Origin of the sequence: Microbacterium forte (genome assembly GCF_031885415.1) — a bacterium.
Lineage (GTDB): Bacteria > Actinomycetota > Actinomycetes > Actinomycetales > Microbacteriaceae > Microbacterium > Microbacterium forte.
In genome coordinates this window covers 2,974,575-2,992,152 of the sequence record NZ_CP116871.1, presented here as the reverse complement: position 1 = coordinate 2,992,152, position 17,578 = coordinate 2,974,575, and the positions used below count along the sequence as shown (strand labels likewise).

At 67.8% G+C, this 17,578-nt stretch carries 16 protein-coding genes; 9 read left to right on the top strand and 7 right to left on the bottom strand.

Annotated elements, in window-relative coordinates; genetic code table 11:
- The first annotated feature begins 133 nt into the window (after positions 1 to 133).
- Entirely contained in the window at positions 134 to 1,069 is a 936-nt protein-coding gene (locus tag OB895_RS14415; protein WP_311877984.1) for a hypothetical protein, read from the top strand.
- Between the two features lie 68 nt (positions 1,070 to 1,137).
- Here OB895_RS14415 and nrdF read toward each other — a convergent pair whose 3' ends face one another.
- From nrdF to nrdH, 4 genes are read right to left on the bottom strand one after another with little or no spacing between them, the layout of a single operon-like run.
- A complete protein-coding gene (nrdF, locus tag OB895_RS14410; protein ID WP_042537843.1) occupies positions 1,138 to 2,118 on the bottom strand; it encodes a class 1b ribonucleoside-diphosphate reductase subunit beta in 981 nt (326 codons plus the stop codon).
- A 33-nt stretch (positions 2,119 to 2,151) separates the two neighbouring features.
- Positions 2,152 to 4,272, bottom strand: a complete 2,121-nt coding sequence (gene nrdE / locus OB895_RS14405; protein WP_042537901.1) for a class 1b ribonucleoside-diphosphate reductase subunit alpha — start codon at positions 4,270 to 4,272, stop codon at positions 2,152 to 2,154.
- A gap of 20 nt (positions 4,273 to 4,292) precedes the next feature.
- Entirely contained in the window at positions 4,293 to 4,754 is a 462-nt protein-coding gene (gene nrdI, locus OB895_RS14400) for a class Ib ribonucleoside-diphosphate reductase assembly flavoprotein NrdI (protein ID WP_042537840.1), read from the bottom strand.
- 6 nt (positions 4,755 to 4,760) lie between these two features.
- On the bottom strand, positions 4,761 to 4,994 hold the full coding sequence (gene nrdH, locus OB895_RS14395; protein WP_042537838.1) for a glutaredoxin-like protein NrdH: 234 nt from the start codon (positions 4,992 to 4,994) through the stop codon (positions 4,761 to 4,763).
- A 434-nt stretch (positions 4,995 to 5,428) separates the two neighbouring features.
- On the opposite strand from nrdH, the gene OB895_RS14390 reads away from it, so the two are divergent.
- The 6 genes from OB895_RS14390 to OB895_RS14365 all read left to right on the top strand — a co-directional run bounded on the left by OB895_RS14390 (position 5,429) and on the right by OB895_RS14365 (position 11,410).
- Positions 5,429 to 6,592, top strand: coding sequence for an MFS transporter (locus tag OB895_RS14390; protein ID WP_056374294.1), 1,164 nt, complete (start codon positions 5,429 to 5,431; stop codon positions 6,590 to 6,592).
- Positions 6,589 to 7,503, top strand: a complete 915-nt coding sequence (locus OB895_RS14385) for a sugar kinase (protein WP_079113585.1) — start codon at positions 6,589 to 6,591, stop codon at positions 7,501 to 7,503. The genes OB895_RS14390 and OB895_RS14385 overlap by 4 nt, the downstream gene beginning before the upstream one ends.
- 44 nt (positions 7,504 to 7,547) lie before the next feature.
- Positions 7,548 to 8,306, top strand: coding sequence for an alpha/beta fold hydrolase (locus OB895_RS14380; RefSeq protein WP_079113586.1), 759 nt, complete (start codon positions 7,548 to 7,550; stop codon positions 8,304 to 8,306).
- On the top strand, positions 8,303 to 9,463 hold the full coding sequence (locus OB895_RS14375) for an acyl-CoA dehydrogenase family protein (protein ID WP_079113587.1): 1,161 nt from the start codon (positions 8,303 to 8,305) through the stop codon (positions 9,461 to 9,463). The genes OB895_RS14380 and OB895_RS14375 overlap by 4 nt, the downstream gene beginning before the upstream one ends.
- Positions 9,464 to 9,551: 88 nt before the next feature.
- Positions 9,552 to 10,019, top strand: a complete 468-nt coding sequence (locus OB895_RS14370; protein WP_153302254.1) for an Lrp/AsnC family transcriptional regulator — start codon at positions 9,552 to 9,554, stop codon at positions 10,017 to 10,019.
- The gene (locus tag OB895_RS14365) at positions 10,016 to 11,410 is read left to right on the top strand and encodes an aspartate aminotransferase family protein (protein ID WP_042537827.1); all 1,395 of its coding nucleotides are present in this window, start codon (positions 10,016 to 10,018) and stop codon (positions 11,408 to 11,410) included. The genes OB895_RS14370 and OB895_RS14365 overlap by 4 nt, the downstream gene beginning before the upstream one ends.
- A gap of 28 nt (positions 11,411 to 11,438) precedes the next feature.
- On the opposite strand, the gene OB895_RS14360 is transcribed toward OB895_RS14365, so the two are convergent.
- On the bottom strand, positions 11,439 to 12,980 hold the full coding sequence (locus tag OB895_RS14360; protein ID WP_153302255.1) for a PucR family transcriptional regulator: 1,542 nt from the start codon (positions 12,978 to 12,980) through the stop codon (positions 11,439 to 11,441).
- A 95-nt stretch (positions 12,981 to 13,075) separates the two neighbouring features.
- Between OB895_RS14360 and OB895_RS14355 the strand changes: the two genes are divergently transcribed.
- Complete coding sequence (locus tag OB895_RS14355; protein ID WP_079114068.1) at positions 13,076 to 14,560, top strand: CoA-acylating methylmalonate-semialdehyde dehydrogenase; 1,485 nt, start codon at positions 13,076 to 13,078, stop codon at positions 14,558 to 14,560.
- Between the two features lie 33 nt (positions 14,561 to 14,593).
- The gene (locus OB895_RS14350; RefSeq protein WP_079113589.1) at positions 14,594 to 15,982 is read left to right on the top strand and encodes an aspartate aminotransferase family protein; all 1,389 of its coding nucleotides are present in this window, start codon (positions 14,594 to 14,596) and stop codon (positions 15,980 to 15,982) included.
- A 50-nt stretch (positions 15,983 to 16,032) separates the two neighbouring features.
- Here OB895_RS14350 and OB895_RS14345 read toward each other — a convergent pair whose 3' ends face one another.
- Positions 16,033 to 16,761, bottom strand: a complete 729-nt coding sequence (locus OB895_RS14345) for a FadR/GntR family transcriptional regulator (protein WP_042537823.1) — start codon at positions 16,759 to 16,761, stop codon at positions 16,033 to 16,035.
- Positions 16,762 to 16,795: 34 nt separating this feature from the next.
- Positions 16,796 to 17,575, bottom strand: coding sequence for a 3-oxoacyl-ACP reductase (locus OB895_RS14340; RefSeq protein ID WP_042537821.1), 780 nt, complete (start codon positions 17,573 to 17,575; stop codon positions 16,796 to 16,798).
- Between the last annotated feature and the right edge of the window lie 3 nt (positions 17,576 to 17,578).

Here is a 17,578-nt window from a genome sequence, read left to right as displayed (position 1 = left end):
CCTCTCCCATCCTGTTCGGCGAAGAGAAGAAGCCGATGCGGCCGATGCGAGGCGGGTGTAGGTTGCGGAGATGGAGCCGATCCGAGTGGGCCTCGTAGCCGACCCGGCTTCGCCCACTACCGTCGCGCGTCGGATGACCGACCTCACGCCACCGCTCGCCGCTGCGGCCGACAGCTGGATCGTCGAACTCGTCAGCGAGCCGTTCACCCTCGGGTCTGAAGACGTCGACGTCGCCCTCGAGCGGCTGCGTGCGCATGCCGAGCAGAACGGGTGGGATCTCGTCATCGGCGTCACCGAGCTTCCGCTTCGCGACGACGACGGCCGCTACCTGCTGGCGGCGATCGATCCTCGTCGCCAGTCCGCGGTGCTGTCGCTGCCCGCCCTGGGCGGGTTCCGGGTGCAGAGCCGCGCCCGCCACGCGGTGCGGGGACTCGTCGACGGGATGGCCGAGCCCGCCTCGCCGGAGGAGCAGCGCCTGCCGCTGCCCGGACTCAGTGCCCGCGGGCGCGTGCTTCTGGGGATGGTGCTGGCCAACCGTCCGTGGCTGCTCGCCGCCGGGCTCAAGTCCGCGCTGGTCGCAGCGCTGGCGACCGGCGCGGTGGCGACGATCGAGCCGACCGTGTGGTCGCTCGCCAGCTCACTGTCGGGCTGGCGCCTGGTGGCGGCGACTGTGGCCTCCATCACGATCATCATCGCGTGGATCGTGATCGACGGCAGGCTCTGGGACCGTCCAGACGACGACTCACTCCAGGCCCGCGAGAGATCCCGTCTCTACAACACCTCGACGCTGCTGACCCTGACCATCGGCATCGTCATCTGCTATCTGGCGCTGTACGTCGTGAATCTGGCCTGGGCGCTCTTCGTGCTCGACACGTCGGTGATGAGCGAGTCCCTCGGCCGAACCGTTGAAGTCGGCGATCTGTTCGTGCTCACCTGGTTCGTCGCGTCGGCGGCGACACTCGGCGGGGCGTTGGGAACGGGCCTGGAGTCCGACGACGCGATCCGCGCCGCCACCTACTCCAAGCGGGAAGAGGAGCGCCGAGCCCGCCTGGCCGACGAGCGCGCCTGAGGCGGCGACGACATGACGAAGGGGCGGATGCCGCAGCATCCGCCCCTTCATCATGCTCAACATGTGACTCAGAAGTCCCAGTCGTCGTCTTCCGTCGCCTCGGCCTTGCCGATGACGTAGGAGGAGCCCGAGCCCGAGAAGAAGTCGTGGTTCTCGTCGGCGTTCGGCGAGAGCGCCGACAGGATCGCCGGGTTCACGTTCGTGACGGTCGAGGGGAACATCGCTTCGTAGCCGAGGTTCATCAGCGCCTTGTTGGCGTTGTAGTGCAGGAACTTCTTGACGTCCTCGGTCAGACCGACGCCGTCGTAGAGGTCCTGCGTGTACTGCACCTCGTTGTCGTAGAGCTCGAACAGCAGGTTGAAGGTGTAGTCCTTCAGCTCCTGGCGGCGCTCTTCGGTCTCGTTCTCGAGACCCTTCTGGAACTTGTAGCCGATGTAGTACCCGTGCACGGCCTCGTCGCGGATGATGAGGCGGATCAGGTCGGCCGTGTTCGTGAGCTTCGCCTTGGACGACCAGTAGATCGGCAGGTAGAAGCCCGAGTAGAACAGGAACGACTCGAGCAGGGTCGAGGCGACCTTGCGCTTGAGCGGGTCGTCACCCTGGTAGTAGTCCATGATGATCTGAGCCTTCTTCTGAAGGTTCGGGTTCTCCGTGGACCAGCGGAACGCCTCGTCGATCTCCTTCGTCGACGCAAGCGTCGAGAAGATCGAGGAGTAGCTCTTCGCGTGCACCGACTCCATGAACGCGATGTTTGTGTACACCGCCTCTTCGTGAGGGGTGATCGCGTCGGGGATCAGCGAGACGGCGCCGACCGTGCCCTGGATCGTGTCGAGCAGAGTCAGACCGGTGAAGACGCGCATGGTGAGCAGCTGCTCGTCGGGCGTCAGCGTGTTCCACGACTGGACGTCGTTCGACAGCGGCACCTTCTCGGGCAGCCAGAAGTTGTTCACCAGACGGTTCCAGACCTCGAGGTCCTTGTCGTCCTGGATGCGGTTCCAGTTGATCGCCTGAACGCTGTCGACCAGCTTGAGCGGGGGGTGAGGAGTCATTGTTCTTCGTCGTTTCCTGTGGTCAGAGCCGGATCAGAGCATGCACGAGACGCACTCGGTCATGTCGGTGCCCTCGAGCGCCATCTGACGCAGACGGATGTAGTAGATCGTCTTGATGCCCTTGCGCCATGCGTAGATCTGAGCCTTGTTGATGTCACGCGTCGTGGCGGTGTCCTTGAAGAACAGCGTCAGCGACAGGCCCTGGTCGACGTGCTGGGTGGCGGCGGCGTAGGTGTCGATGACCTTCTCGTAGCCGATCTCGTATGCGTCCTGGTAGTACTCCAGGTTGTCGTTCGTCATGAACGGCGCCGGGTAGTAGACGCGGCCGAGCTTGCCTTCCTTGCGGATCTCGATCTTCGACGCGATCGGGTGGATCGACGACGTCGAGTTGTTGATGTACGAGATCGAACCGGTCGGGGGCACCGCCTGCAAGTTCTGGTTGTAGATGCCGTGCTCCTGGATCGACGACTTCAGCGCCACCCAGTCAGCCTGCGTCGGGATGTGCTTGCCCGCGAAGAGCTCCTTGACCTTCTCGGTCTCGGGCACCCAGGCGCGCTCGATGTACTTGTCGAAGAACTCCCCCGACGCGTACGTCGAGTCCTCGAAGCCGTCGAAGGCCTGCTTGCGCTCGATCGCGATGTTGTTCGAGGCGCGCAGCGCGTGAAACAGCACCGTGTAGAAGTAGATGTTCGTGAAGTCGATGCCCTCTTCGGAGCCGTAGTGGACGTGCTCGCGAGCGAGGAAGCCGTGCAGGTTCATCTGACCGAGGCCGATCGCGTGCGAACGGTCGTTGCCGTCTTCGATCGAGCGGACCGAGCGGATGTGGCTCTGGTCGCTCACCGCGCTCAGCGCGCGGATCGCCGTCTCGACCGTCTGGCCCAGGTCATCGGCATCCATCGACAGCGCGATGTTCATCGAGCCGAGGTTGCAGGAGATGTCCTTGCCGATCTGGTCGTACGACAGGTCGTCGTTGTACGTGGTCGGCGTGTTCACCTGCAGGATCTCGCTGCAGAGGTTCGACATGTTGATGCGGCCCTTGATCGGGTTGGCCTTGTTCACCGTGTCCTCGAACATGATGTACGGGTAGCCCGACTCGAACTGGATCTCGGCGATCGTCTGGAAGAACTCGCGCGCGTTGATCTTGGTCTTCTTGATGCGCGGGTTGTCGACCATCTCGCGGTACTTCTCGGTGACCGAGATGTCGCCGAAGGGAACTCCGTAGACCTTCTCGACGTCGTACGGCGAGAAGAGGTACATGTCCTCGCCGTTCTTGGCGAGCTCGAACGTGATGTCGGGAACCACGACGCCGAGCGACAGCGTCTTGATGCGGATCTTCTCGTCGGCGTTCTCGCGCTTGGTGTCGAGGAAGCGCATGATGTCGGGGTGGTGCGCGTTGAGGTACACCGCTCCGGCACCCTGACGGGCGCCGAGCTGGTTGGCGTAGCTGAAGCTGTCTTCGAGGAGCTTCATCACGGGGATGATGCCCGAGGACTGGTTCTCGATCTGCTTGATCGGAGCGCCGGCCTCACGGATGTTCGAGAGCAGCAGAGCGACGCCGCCGCCGCGCTTGGAGAGCTGGAGAGCGGAGTTGATGCCGCGGGCGATCGACTCCATGTTGTCTTCGATGCGCAGCAGGAAGCAGCTGACGAGCTCGCCGCGCTGGGCCTTGCCCGAGTTGAGGAAGGTCGGCGTCGCGGGCTGGAAACGGCCGGAGATGATCTCCTCGACCAGGGCGACTGCGAGGTTCTCGTCGCCGCCGGCGAGGCCGAGGGCCGTCATCACGACGCGGTCTTCGAAGCGCTCGAGGTAGCGCTTGCCGTCGAACGTCTTGAGCGTGTAGCTCGTGTAGTACTTGAAGGCGCCGAGGAACGTCTCGAACCGGAACTTCTTGCTGTAGGCGAGGTCGTTGAGCTTCTGGATGAACTCGAGCGAGTACTGCTCGATCACGGCGGGCTCGTAGTACTCCTTCTCGACCAGGTAGTCGAGACGCTCCTTGAGCGAGTGGAAGAACACCGTGTTCTGGTTGACGTGCTGCAGGAAGTACTCGCGTGCCGCCCGCTTGTCGGCGTCGAACTGGATCTTCCCGTTCGCGTCGTACAGGTTCAGCATCGCGTTGAGGGCGTGATAGTCCAGGCCCTCGTAGGTCGGGTTCATCTTGAACGCCACCGTGTCCGTCACTGAGTCGGTTCCTGCCTGCTCGTCAACTGCGGTACCCACCGTCGCTCCAATCCGTCGCTCACGCGATCTACATCGTCTTGTGTGCCGAAGATCTCGAGCCGATACAAGTGAGGCACGTTGCACTTGCGGCTGATGATGTCACCGGCGAGACAGAAGGAGTCGCCGAAGTTGGTGTTGCCCGCGGAGATGACTCCGCGGATGTGATTCCGGTTGCGCTCGTCGTTGAGGAACCGGATGACCTGCTTGGGCACCGCGCCTCGTTCGACGCCGCGCCCCTCACCCCCGCCGTAGGTGGGGGTGACCAGCACGAAGGGCTCGTCGACGACGAGATCTTCCTGCTGCCGGAGAAGGGGAATGCGTCGGGCCGGGAGCCCGAGCTTCTCGACGAAGCGCGCGGTGTTACCCGAGGCGCTCGAGAAGTAGACCAGGAGCGGCGCGGCGGTCGCGACGGCGCTCATGGCGGATCACGCCAGACGCGAAGCGAGCTCGTCGATCTTGTCGGGACGGAAGCCCGACCAGTGGCCCTCGTCGGTGACGACGACCGGCGCCTGCATGTAGCCCAGCGCCTTGACCTGCTCGAGTGCGGTCGCGTCTTCCGACAGGTCGAGGATTTCGTACTCGATGCCCTTGGCGTCGAGCGCGCGGTAGGTGGCGTTGCACTGAACGCAGGACGGCTTCGTGTAGACCGTGATCGACATCTTTTCGCTTCCCCTCAAATCTCTGGCCTGCATCTGTATCAGGCTGTTTTCCGGTAGACCCTCACCGGGATCTCAATACTACATATAGGTACGGACATTCAGGGTGACCACTAGGGGTAGTAGTTACATACGTGTAGTTTTCCACCGCTCTCCACTGTTAAAACACAGGTTCTCCACCGTTTCTTCCACAGGCTCGGGCACCTCGGGAGCAGCTCCGAACCGCGAGAAATCGCGGCTGGGAACGACCTGTGAGAGATCCATCCACAGGTCGGACCGTACGCCTCACCTCTGACATCGGATTTTCTGTGGAAACTCGGTTTGGGCGTGTCGCGGCGTGTCGCGGAGGAGCCGCTTCGACCGGCGTCCGCACCTCCCGGTAGCGTTGACCCGTGGCGGGATATCGGGACCTTCTTCGCACGCCCGGAGTGGCGCGCATGATCGCTGCACAGCTGACCGCTCGCTTCCCCAACGGGATGACCTCGCTCGCGATCCTGCTGCACGTCGAACAGCAGACCGGCTCATACGGCTCGGCGGGCCTGGTGCTCGCCGCGACCAGCGTCGGGCAGGCCGTCGCCGGCCCGATCACGAGTCGATGGATGGGCGCCTGGGGCATGCGCCGCGTGCTCGCCCTCACGCTCAGCGTGTGCGTGGTCGCCGTGCTGGGCTTGGCACTGCTCCCCCTGAACGTCCCCGGATACATGGCGCTCGGCATGATCGCCGGCCTCTCGACCCCGCCTGTGCAGGCCGCCGTGCGCACCATCTATCCGAAGCTCGTGAACTCGACACAGCTCACCCCGCTCTTCTCTCTCGACGCCTCGCTGCAGGAGATCATCTGGGTGCTCGCCCCCGTCGTGATCACGCTCGTGTCGACGCAGATCGGCACGGCCGTGGGGCTGCTGCTCGTGGCGGTCGTGCTGGTCGGCGGCGGAGCGTGGTTCATCCTCTCTCCCGAGGTCGGCCGCGTGCGCATCCCGCGAAGTCGCAGCGCCCTCGGCAAGGTCGTGCTCAAACCGCCGGTGCTGCTCGCCACCATCATCGGATTCCTGCTCATCGGCGCGTGCTCCGCGGTCGAGGTCGGTGTCGTCGCGACGTTCGAGCACGGCAGCCTGGCGGCCGGCCTCGTGCTCGCGGTGTTCGCCGTGGGCAGCCTCGCCGGAGGCCTCTCGTTCGGACACATCCCCATCGGGCCCTGGGCGATGGCCCGCCGCCTCACCATCGTCACGGTCGGCCTCGCACTCACCATGTTCTCCCTCAACGAGTTCTGGCTCGGCGGCACCCTGATCGTCGCCGGCATCGGCGTCGCGCCGGCTCTCGCCGTGCTGTTCGCCATCACGACCGCGAGCGTCAAGTTCAGCGAGACCGCCGAGGCCTTCGGCTGGGCCGGCACCGGTCAGCTGATCGGCGCCGCGGCCGGCTCTGCCGTCGCGGGCTTCCTCGTCGATGCGACGGATCCACGCGGCGCCTACCTCGCGGCAACCCTCTTCGCCGCAGCCGGACTCGTCGTCTCGATCGTCTTCGTCCGCTCCTTCCCCGATCTGCGTCATCGCGATGCGAGTCCCCACCCCGATACCGAACCCCTGGCGGTCACCCCTTCATGAGCTCTGCGTCCTCCCCCGCATCCATCGCCCCCGAGGTGATCTGCATCGGCGAGTCCATGGGACTCGTCACCGCTCTGGGCGCACCGCTCGCCGAGACCGAGACGGCGGCACTGGGGCTCGCCGGGGCAGAGGGCAACGTCGCCGTCGGACTCGTCTCGGCAGGGCATCGGGCCGCCTGGGCCTCGCGCCTGGGCGACGATCCGATCGGCGTGCGCATCTCGACCGAGCTCGCGCGCCGCGGCGTCGACCTCTGGGTGACGACGGATGCGGATGCGCCCACCGGCGTCATGTTCAAGGATCCGGGCACCGAGTCGTCGTCCGTCTACTACTACCGACGCGGATCGGCGGCGTCGCTGATGGCGCCCGGGTTCCTCGACGCCCCGCAGCTCGCCGGTGTCCGCATCGTGCACACGACCGGCATCACCCCGGCGCTCTCCCCCTCCTGCCGCGCGATGGTCGATCAGCTGTTCGTCGACGCGCGCACAGCCGGCGCGCTCGTGTCGTTCGACGTGAACGACCGCAGGGCGCTGTGGACGATGCAGGATGCGGCCGAGACGCTGACCCGGCTCGCGGATGCCGCGGACATCGCCTTCGTCGGTCGAGATGAGGCCGAGCGCGTCTGGGGCACCGCCACCGCCCTCGAGATCCGCGCACACCTTCCGAACTGCGGGCTGCTCATCGTGAAGGATGGCGACGTCGGTGCGACCGCGTTCCTCGGCGACGACGAGCCGGTGTTCGTGCCCGCGCCGCGGGTCGAGGTCGTCGAGCCGGTCGGCGCCGGCGATGCCTTCGCGGCCGGGTTCCTCGCCGCGACGCTCGACGGCGCAGAGCTCGCCGAGCGACTCTCTGCCGGACACGCCGCAGCCGCGCGGGTGCTGACCACGCACGGCGACCTGCCACCGCTGCCCTGAACTCCGCACGCCTCCCCCCTACGACCCGGTCGTAGGCTTGCTGCATGCCCGCACCGCTCACGCTGCCCCGCATCTCCTGGGGTGATCCGGCCGCCGATCGCCGAGTGCTCCTCGTGCACGGCCTCGGCTCCTCCGCTGCTCTCATGTGGCGGGTGGGCACCGCCCTCGCCGACGCCGGATGGCATGCGACCGCCGTCGACCTGCGCGGTCACGGCGACGCCCCGAGGGCCCTCGACTACTCGGTCGCCGCCTACGCGGCAGATCTCGTCGCGACCGAGCCCGACGGCGGTGGAGCGTGGGATGCCGTGGTCGGCCACTCTCTCGGCGGCGCCGCCGGCACGGCGGCCGCAGCATCCGCTCCGGAGTGGACCCGCCGCCTGGTGCTGCTCGACCCGGCGATCCTCGTCGACGGCCGCGATGCCGCGATCGTGCGTCGCAGCCAGGAGCGTGCCTTCGCCGACAACAGGGTGGAGCTGGTGCAGCAGGAGCATCCGCACTGGCATCCGCAGGACTGGGAGCTCAAGGTCGATGCCGTGCACCGAGCGAGTGCGTGGGCGGTCGAGCAGACGAGTGCGCAGAACACCCCGTGGGATGTCACGGCGGATGCCGCGCGGTTGACCGTCCCCACCCATGTGATCGCCTCTGATCCGGCGGTCTACAGCATCTTCACCGGCGATGTCGCAGCCTCCGTGCTCGCCTCGAACCCTCTCGTCACGATGTCGGTCGTCGAGGGATCCGGGCATTCGCTGCACCGCGACAAGCCCGAAGAGACCGTCCGACAGCTGAGAGAGGCCCTCGCGTGAGCACGTTCGACCCGACCGCGTATCTTCCCGACGACCTGCTCGAGCGCATCCGCGAGCGGGCTCCCATCCACGACCGCGAGAACACGTTCCCCGAACAGGACCTCGCCGAGCTGCGCGACGCCGGCTACCTGTCGATCCTCGTGCCCGCCGACCGTGGAGGCGCGGGTCTCGGACTCGCCGAGGCCGCGATCCTCCAGCAGCGCCTCGCGACCGCCGCCCCGGCCACGGCGCTCGCGATCAACATGCACCTCGTCTGGACCGGGGTCGCCAAGGTCTTCTCCGACCGCGGCGTGCCCGGCCTCGAGTTCGTGCAGAACGGCGCGGTCGCCGGCGAGGTCTTCGCCTTCGGCATCAGCGAGGGCGGCAACGACCTGGTGCTGTTCGGCAGCGACACCGAGGCCGCACCCACCGCCGACGGCGGCTACGCGTTCACCGGCACCAAGATCTTCACCTCGCTCGCGCCCGTGTGGACGAAGCTCGGGCTGCACGGACTCGACACGACGAGCGCCGACGCCCCGAAGCTCGTCTTCGCATTCGTCGACCGCACCGATGCGGTCGTGACGGGCGACGACTGGGACACTCTCGGCATGCGGGGCACACAGAGCCGCACGACCCGACTCGACGGAGCCGCGGCGGATGCGGCGCACGTGGTGCGCCGCATCGATCCGGGTCCGAACCCCGACCCGATCGTCTTCGGGATCTTCTCGGTCTTCGAGATCCTCCTCGCCTCGGTCTACACGGGCATCGCGCGCCGTGCGCTCGACCTGGCCGTGCTCACCGCGCAGAAGCGCCGCTCGAAGAAGACAGGTGCCGCGTACAGCCAGGATCCCGACATCCGCTGGCGCATCGCCGACATGGGCCTCGCGTACGACGCCCTTCCGCCGCAGATCGCCGTCCTCGCGCGCGATGTCGACGAGAAGGTCGACAACGGCGCCCGGTGGTTCACGCTGCTCTCGGGGGTCAAGCACCGGGCGATCACGATGTCGAAGCACGTCGTCGACCAGGCGATGCTGGTCGCCGGCGGCGGCTCGTACTTCTCGTCGAACGAGCTGTCGCGGCTCTATCGTGACGTCCTGGCGGGGGCATTCCACCCCTCCGACCCCGAGTCTGCGCATTCCACCGCGGCGAGCGCCTGGCTGGGCCCGCTCGAGTCCTGACCGCGATATTCTGCGGTTTACCCGCTGCAGCTCCGCCGATTCTGCGGAATCGGTTGAAGACAGCCCGCTGCGGTGCGAGGATCGCATCATGATGTCCTCGAAGAAGCATCCGCCACTGGACGGTGTGGCCAAGACGATCATCGAGCTGCTGCAGGAGGACGGCCGGCGCTCGTACTCCGACATCGGGCGTGAGGTCGGCCTGAGCGAGGCCGCCGTGCGCCAGCGGGTGCAGCGTCTCACCGAGTCCGGCGTGATGCAGATCGTCGCCGTGACCGATCCGATGCAGCTGGGCTTCCCTCGACAGGCGATGATCGGCATCCGCGTCTCGGGCGACACTCGCGTCGTCGCAGAGGCCATCGCCGAGATCGCCGCGATCGACTACGTGGTGATCACGGTCGGATCCTTCGACATCCTCGCCGAGGTCGTCTGCGAGGACGACGAAGACCTCCTTGCGCTGATCAACGACCACATCCGCCCGATCGACGGGGTGCTGTCGACCGAGACCTTCATCTACGCCAAGCTGCAGAAGCAGCTCTACAACTGGGGGACCAGATGAGCACGCAACGCACGACTCCGTCCGAGGCCGAACTCCAGGCCATGGCCAAAGACCACCTGTGGATGCACTTCACACGGCAGTCGACCATGGACAAGAGCGGCGTGCCGATCATCGTCAAGGGCGACGGCCACCGCATCTGGGACTCGAAGGGCAAGGACTACTTCGACGGCCTCTCGGGTCTCTTCGTCGTCAACGCCGGGCATGGACGCCGCCGCCTCGCCGAGGCCGCGGCGAAGCAGGCATCCGAACTGTCGTTCTTCCCGCTGTGGTCGTATGCGCACCCGGCGGCCATCGAGCTCGCCGATCGCCTGGCCGATGAGGCACCCGGCGATCTCAACCGCGTGTTCTTCTCGACAGGAGGCGGCGAGGCGGTCGAGACCGCGTTCAAGCTCGCGAAGCACTACTGGAAGCTGATGGGCAAGCCCACCAAGCACAAGGTCATCTCGCGCTCGGTCGCCTACCACGGCACCCCGCAGGGCGCCCTCGCGATCACCGGCATCCCCGCGATGAAGTCGATGTTCGAACCCGTCACGCCCGGTGGCTTCCGGGTGCCGAACACCAACTTCTACCGAGCGGCCGAGATGGGCGGCCCGAGCGACGACCTCGAGGCCTTCGGACGCTGGGCCGCCGACCGCATCGAGGAGATGATCCTGTTCGAGGGGGCAGACACCGTCGCCGCCGTCTTCCTCGAGCCGGTGCAGAACTCGGGCGGATGCTTCCCGCCCCCTCCCGGCTACTTCGCCAGGGTGCGCGAGATCTGCGACCGCCACGACGTGCTGCTCGTCTCGGATGAGGTCATCTGCGCGTTCGGCCGCCTCGGACACACCTTCGCCTGCACCGGCCTCGGCTACGTGCCCGACATGATCACCTGCGCCAAGGGCATGACGAGCGGCTACTCGCCGATCGGCGCCACCATCGTGAGCGACCGGATCTACGAGCCGTTCTCGAAGGGCGACGTGTCGTTCCCGCACGGCTACACGTTCGGCGGTCACCCCGTCTCGGCAGCCGTGGCGCTCGAGAACCTCGCGATCTTCGACGAGGAGGGGCTCAACCAGCGGGTGCGCGAGAACTCGCCCCTGTTCCGCGCCGAGCTCGAGAAGCTCCTCGACCTGCCCATCGTCGGCGACGTGCGCGGCGACGGCTACTTCTTCGGCATCGAGCTCGTGAAGGACAAGGCGACGCGCGAGACGTTCGACGACGACGAGTCCGAGCGGCTGCTGCGCGGCTTCCTGTCCCCCGCGCTGTTCGAGGCCGGGCTCTACTGCCGCGCCGATGACCGCGGCGACCCCGTGATCCAGCTCGCGCCGCCGCTCACGGTCGGACCGGCGGAGTTCCGTGAGATCGAGCAGATCCTGCGGAGCGTGCTCACCGACGCGCAGTCGGTTCTCTGACGCTCGCTGCAGGGGCTCCGGAGACGGCTCAGACCAATGCCGCGGTGCGCCGCCTCGCGAGAAGTGCGAGGTGGAGCGCCGCGATCGTCTCGCCGTCGTCGAGGTCGGCGCCCAGCAGGTCGCCGATCAGCGTGATCCGCTGATAGAACACCGATCGCGACAGGTGGCTCGCCGCCGCGGCCGCCGAGCGGTTTCCCGGGTGCGCCACGAGAGCGGCGAGCACGTCGAGCAGATCGCCTCTCCGCTCCTGATCGTGACGGATCAGCGGCGCCAGCATCCGCTCGCTGTGCTCGTGCAGTCGGTGGTCGTCACGCAGAGTGGCGACGAGCCGCTCGAGCGGTCGGTCATCGACGCGGCGCACCCTCGCCCCGGCCTCAGCCCTGTCGCTGTCGGCGAGGTCGCGCGCGGCGCGCAGAGAGCCGAGCAGACCGAGCACGTCGTCGGAGACCGGCCCCACGAAGACGGCGCGGTCGGGGCCGGCGATGCGCAGCAGCACCTCGTCGGACAGCACCGCGGATGCCGGCAGCGAGAGCAGCGCGACATCGTCGTCGTCGACGCGGGCGGCCACGACCGCGAAGCCTGCCTGCCGCGCCCGATAGGCGAGCTCGCTGATGGACGCCGAGCCGCGGGCGACGATCCCGTGACACTGGCGTTCGGCGAGCGCGAAGCCCCCTGCGCGCAGCCGAGCATCGATGTCGTCCGCCCTGGCGAACCGCGCACCGAGGAGGTCATCGATGACGGCGCGCTGCGCCAGCAGCGACCATTCCGCGTCACCGCCGTCGGCGATGCAGCCGAACGCAAGCGCCGTCGCACCCTGTTCGAGCACGGTGACGCGGCCGGCGGGGTGTGCCGGGCCGGGCAGCGCGAGAAGCGTGCCCCAGCGCACTCCTCTCGCCTGCACGGGCACCTGCTCGGCACCCCCTCGACCGTCGAGCACCTCGGCGATCGGCATCCCCAGCCCTTCGGCCGCGATCACCTCGCGTGCCAGGTTCTCGAGCACAACCGGGGCGCCGAGGGCGCGGGCGGTCTCGGCCACCACGACGTCGGCCGGCGCCCCCTGCAGGCTCAGCGCGGTGAAGAGCTCGTGCAGATGCTGCCGCTCGTGCAGGGCCTGCGTCTGCGCGGCGATCAGGGCGTGGTGCACGGCCTCGGTCACGGCGACGAACTTCACCTCGCGGGTGAGGGCGACGAGCGCGAGGCCCACCGTCGCGCAGACATCCACGACCGGCTGCGGCACGGCATCGCGGGCTGTCCCGAGCTCGAAGACGATTCCGGCGATGCCCGCTCGATGCAGCCTCGATGCGAAGGCGCGCAGCTCTCCGTCGTCGAACGGCCACCCTGCACCCGTCGTCAGAAGCAGCTCTCCTCCGTCGAGCAGACGCGCGACGCCGACGCTGTCGGAGACGTGCACCCACCGCACCGCAGCATCCAACGCCGCACCCCCGACGAGCACGTCAGGCTCGCCCGCCTGCACGGCGGGGTCGGCCAGCACGTCGGCGACCGTGAGGTACACGCTGTGCGCCGGACGGTCTGTCCGGATAACCCTGATGTCGCTACGTTCTGACGCCAAGATTGCCCTCCGTGCTCTGTGATCATAGGAGGAAGCCAGCGTATCGAACCCCGGTCAGAGTGTTCGATGCGGATCACGCACTGCGAGGGAGCCCCGTGGACATCGTCCGTCACATCATCAATGGAGCAGAGACCGCCGAGGCGGCGCGCACGGGTCAGGTCTTCGATCCCGCCACCGGACAGGTCTCGAAGCAGGTCGCCTTCGCCGCGACCGGAGAGGTCGACCGGGCGATCGCCGCCGCGGCATCCGCTCTTCCGGCGTGGCGCGAGACGAGCCTCATCAAGCGGGCCGACGTGTTCTTCCGGCTGCGCCAGCTGCTCAAGGAGCGCACGCCCGAGCTCGCCGCGATCGTCACGTCGGAGCACGGCAAGGTGCTCTCGGATGCCGCGGGCGAGGTCTCGCGCGGCATCGAGAACGTCGAGTTCGCCGCCGGACTCGTGCACCTGCTCAAGGGCGAGCGCAGCGAACAGGTCTCGCGTGGTGTCGACGTGCACTCGGTCAAGCAGCCCGTCGGCGTCGTCGCCGCGATCACGCCGTTCAACTTCCCGGTGATGGTGCCGCTGTGGATGGTGGCCTCGGCGATCGCGTGCGGCAACACGGTCGTGCTCAAGCCCAGCGAGAAGGACCCGTCCGCGTCGGTCTGGCTCGCCAAGCTCTTCCAGGAGGCGGGTCTTCCGGATGGAGTGCTCAATGTCGTGCACGGCGACAAGGAGGCGGTCGACGCGCTGCTCGAGTCGCCACGCGTGAACGCGATCAGCTTCGTCGGTTCGACGCCGATCGCGCGCTCGATCTACCAGCGCGCCTCGGCTGCGGGCAAGCGCGTCCAGGCGCTGGGCGGCGCGAAGAACCACATGGTCGTCATGCCGGATGCCGACATCGATGCCGCAGCCGACGCCGCCGTCTCGGCCGCCTACGGCTCGGCCGGCGAACGCTGCATGGCCGTCTCGGTGCTGGTCGCGGTCGGCGACATCGCCGATGACCTGGTCGCCGCGATCGCCTCGCGCATCGAGGGCCTCACGATCGGCGCCGGCACGGATGCCGCGAGCGAGATGGGCCCGCTCATCACCCGCGAGCACCGCGACCGCGTCGCCTCCTACGTGACGGGCGCCGCTGCAGAAGGAGCGACCGTCGTGGTCGACGGCACGACGAAGGAGTTCGACTCGGAGGGCTTCTTCATCGGCGTCAGCCTGATCGATCAGGTCGCCCCCGGCATGAAGGTGTACGACGACGAGATCTTCGGCCCGGTGCTCTCGGTGGTTCGCGTCGAGACCTACGCCGAGGCCGTCGAGCTCGTCAACGCGAACGCCTACGGCAACGGTACGGCGATCTTCACGCGCGACGGCGGCACCGCCCGCCAGTACGAGTTCGACATCGAGGTCGGCATGGTCGGCGTGAACGTGCCGATCCCCGTGCCGATCGGCGCCTACTCGTTCGGCGGTTGGAAGGACTCGCTGTTCGGCGACTCGCACATCTACGGCCCCGAGTCGGTGCACTTCTACACTCGGTCGAAGGTGGTCACCACCCGCTGGCCCGACCACACGCCCTCGCAGATCGACCTGGGCTTCCCGAGCAACCACTGAGCTCCGAGCAGACAGAGAACTGAGACACGAGACATGACGAACTTCACCGACCGCCATGGTGCATCCCACCCGCTGCCTGACCCCGAGGCCGAGGCGCAGGTGCGCGCGGATGACCGCGGCCACGTGTTCCACTCGTGGAGCGCGCAGGGCCTGATCGACCCGCTCCCCGTCGCTGCGGGTGAGGGCTCGACGTTCTGGGACTACGCCGGCAACGTCTACCTCGACTTCTCGAGCCAGCTGGTGAACCTGAACCTCGGGCACCAGCATCCCGACCTCGTCGCGGCGATCCAGCAGCAGGCGGGGCGTCTCTCGACGATCCAGCCGGCGATGGCCAACGACGTGCGGGGCGAGCTCGCCCGGCTCATCGTCGAGGTCGCACCCGAGGGCTTCGAGAAGGTGTTCTTCACGAACGGCGGCGCCGAGGCCAACGAGTACGCGGTGCGCATGGCTCGTCAGTCGACCGGTCGCCACAAGGTCCTCTCGATGTACCGCAGCTATCACGGCTCCACGTCGACCGCGATCTCGCTGACCGGCGACCCTCGCCGGTGGGCGAACGGCACTCCCGACTCCGGCGCCGTGCGCTTCTTCGGGCCCTACCTCTATCGCTCGCCGTTCCACGCCGAGACGCCGGAGCAGGAGTCCGAGCGCGCACTCGCCCACCTCGAGCAGACGATCCAGCTCGAGGGACCGCAGACCATCGCCGCGATCATCATCGAGACCGTCGTCGGCACCAACGGCGTGCTCGTGCCGCCGCCCGGGTACCTGCAGGGCGTGCGCGAGCTGTGCGATCGCTACGGCATCGTCTACATCGCCGATGAGGTCATGGTCGGCTTCGGACGGCTCGGCGAGTGGTTCGGCATCGATGCGTACGACGGCCGCCCCGACCTGATCACCTTCGCCAAGGGTGTGAACTCGGGCTACGTGCCGCTCGGCGGCGTCGTCATCTCCGAGCGCATCGCGCGCGCCTTCGACACCACGCCCTTCGCCGGCGGACTCACCTACTCGGGCCACCCGCTCGCCTGTGCCGCGGGCGTCGCGACGTTCGAGGTGTTCCGTCGCGACGGCATCCTCGAGCGCGTGCGCGATCTCGGCGAGCGCATCGTCGAGCCGACCCTGCGCCGCTGGGTCGACACCCACCCGAGCGTCGGAGAGGTGCGCGGCCGCGGCCTGTTCTGGGCCGTCGAACTGGTGCGCGACAAAGAGACGCGCGAGCCACTCGTGCCGTTCAACGCCAGCGGAGCGGATGCTGCGCCGGTCGCCGCCTTCGCCGCCGCCGCCAAGAAAGCCGGCGTCTGGCCGTTCACGCACTTCAACCGCATGCACGTGGCCCCGCCGCTCGTGATCAGCGAAGAAGACCTGGTGCGCGGTCTGACCGTGCTCGACGAGGCTCTCGCCGTCGCCGACGAAGCAGCCACGAGCTGACAGCGCCGTGAGCTGACAGTGCCGTGAGGTGCAGCCGCTGCTGCGCGGGTTCAGATCAGGAAGCCGCGCAGCAGCGCTTCAGAGCCCGCGAGGTGATCGCGCATCGCGGCTTCAGCGACATCCGGCCGCCCGGCCAGGATCGCGGTGACGATGCGTTCGTGCTGCTCGCCCGAGTGCTGGATGTTGCGCGGCATCAACGGGAACGTGTCGAGCCATGCGTTGACATCGGCCCTGTTCTCGGCGAGCAGAGCGACGAGCGAGGGGATGCCGGCGGCCTCGGCGATCGCGAGGTGCAGCAAAGTGTCGAGCCGACGATACTCCTCGGGCCCGGCGGGGAGAGCCGCCTCATGCCGCGCCCACAGGTCGGCGCGCGTCGCGGCATCCAGCGAACGACTCGCGGCCGCGCGCACCGCCCCGGTCTCGAGCACCCGCCTCAGGCCCAGCACGTCGTCGAGCTCGGCGGCGGTCACGGCCCCGGCATCCGACGGCTGGGGCAGCGGATCCGCGACGAACGTGCCGCCGTATCGACCGCGCTTCGGCACCAGGTACCCCGTGTCCGCGAGTTCGCGGATCGCGTCGCGCACGGTGTCGCGGCTCACTCCGAAGGATGCCGCGAGCTCACGCTCGGGCGGCAGTGACTCCCCCGGCGCGACCACGCCGAGACGGATGGTCTGCACGAGGCGAGCGACCGCATCCTCGAGGGCGTTGCCTCGGCGCAGCGGCCGGTAGACCGCCCGGCGCACCTCGACGAGATCGCCGTCGGAGGGGTTCTCGCTCATGCTTCTCAGCCTGTCACAGCGACATGATCCCGCTTCACAGCGGGGTGACGTAGGCGTTGGTGATGCCGCCGTCGACGACGAAGGCGCTCGCGGTGATGAACGACGAATCGTCCGAGGCGAGGAAGGCAACAGCGGCGGCGAGCTCGGACGGCTCTGCGAAGCGTCCCATCGGCACATGCACGAGTCGGCGCTGAGCGCGCTCGGGGTCTTTTGCGAAGAGCTCCTGCAGCAGCGGGGTGTTGACCGGTCCCGGGCACAGGGCGTTCACGCGCACTCCCTGCCGGGCGAACTGCACGCCGAGCTCGCGCGACATCGCGAGCACGCCGCCCTTCGATGCGGTGTAGCTGATCTGCGAGGTGGCCGATCCCAGCAGCGCCACGAAGGAGGCCGTGTTGATGATCGAGCCTCGACCTGCCGGAACCATGTGGCGAAGCGCCGCGCGGCTGCACAGGTACACGCTCTTGAGGTTCACGTCCTGCACCCGATCCCAGGCCGGCAGTTCGGTCGTCTCGATCGAGTCGTCGTCCGCGGGCGATATGCCGGCGTTGTTGAACGCGATGTCGATGCGCCCGAACTCGGCGGCGACCCCGTCGAAGAGCGTGTTGACCATGGCCTCGTCGGCCACGTCGACGATGCGGAACGCTCCGCCCACCTCGGCCGCTGCCGCTTCGCCCGTGGCGGGGTCGACGTCGGCGATGACGACGAACGCGCCCTCGGCGGCGAAGCGCTGGGCGGTGGCGAAGCCGATTCCGCTCGCGCCACCCGTGATGATGGCGACGCGGTCCTTGAGGCGCTGGGTCAGATCGATGCTCATGTG

Coding starts and splice junctions, on each gene's coding strand:
- OB895_RS14350 (WP_079113589.1), top strand. CDS start 14,594: ATGACGAACTTCACCGACCGCCATGGTGCATCCCACCCGCTGCCTGAC.
- nrdH (WP_042537838.1), bottom strand. CDS start 4,994: ATGTCGATCACGGTCTACACGAAGCCGTCCTGCGTTCAGTGCAACGCC.
- OB895_RS14345 (WP_042537823.1), bottom strand. CDS start 16,761: ATGAGCGAGAACCCCTCCGACGGCGATCTCGTCGAGGTGCGCCGGGCG.
- OB895_RS14340 (WP_042537821.1), bottom strand. CDS start 17,575: ATGAGCATCGATCTGACCCAGCGCCTCAAGGACCGCGTCGCCATCATC.
- nrdE (WP_042537901.1), bottom strand. CDS start 4,272: ATGAACCCGACCTACGAGGGCCTGGACTATCACGCCCTCAACGCGATG.
- OB895_RS14380 (WP_079113586.1), top strand. CDS start 7,548: ATGCCCGCACCGCTCACGCTGCCCCGCATCTCCTGGGGTGATCCGGCC.
- OB895_RS14390 (WP_056374294.1), top strand. CDS start 5,429: ATGATCGCTGCACAGCTGACCGCTCGCTTCCCCAACGGGATGACCTCG.
- OB895_RS14370 (WP_153302254.1), top strand. CDS start 9,552: ATGATGTCCTCGAAGAAGCATCCGCCACTGGACGGTGTGGCCAAGACG.
- OB895_RS14415 (WP_311877984.1), top strand. CDS start 134: ATGACCGACCTCACGCCACCGCTCGCCGCTGCGGCCGACAGCTGGATC.
- OB895_RS14365 (WP_042537827.1), top strand. CDS start 10,016: ATGAGCACGCAACGCACGACTCCGTCCGAGGCCGAACTCCAGGCCATG.
- nrdI (WP_042537840.1), bottom strand. CDS start 4,754: ATGAGCGCCGTCGCGACCGCCGCGCCGCTCCTGGTCTACTTCTCGAGC.
- nrdF (WP_042537843.1), bottom strand. CDS start 2,118: ATGACTCCTCACCCCCCGCTCAAGCTGGTCGACAGCGTTCAGGCGATC.
- OB895_RS14385 (WP_079113585.1), top strand. CDS start 6,589: ATGAGCTCTGCGTCCTCCCCCGCATCCATCGCCCCCGAGGTGATCTGC.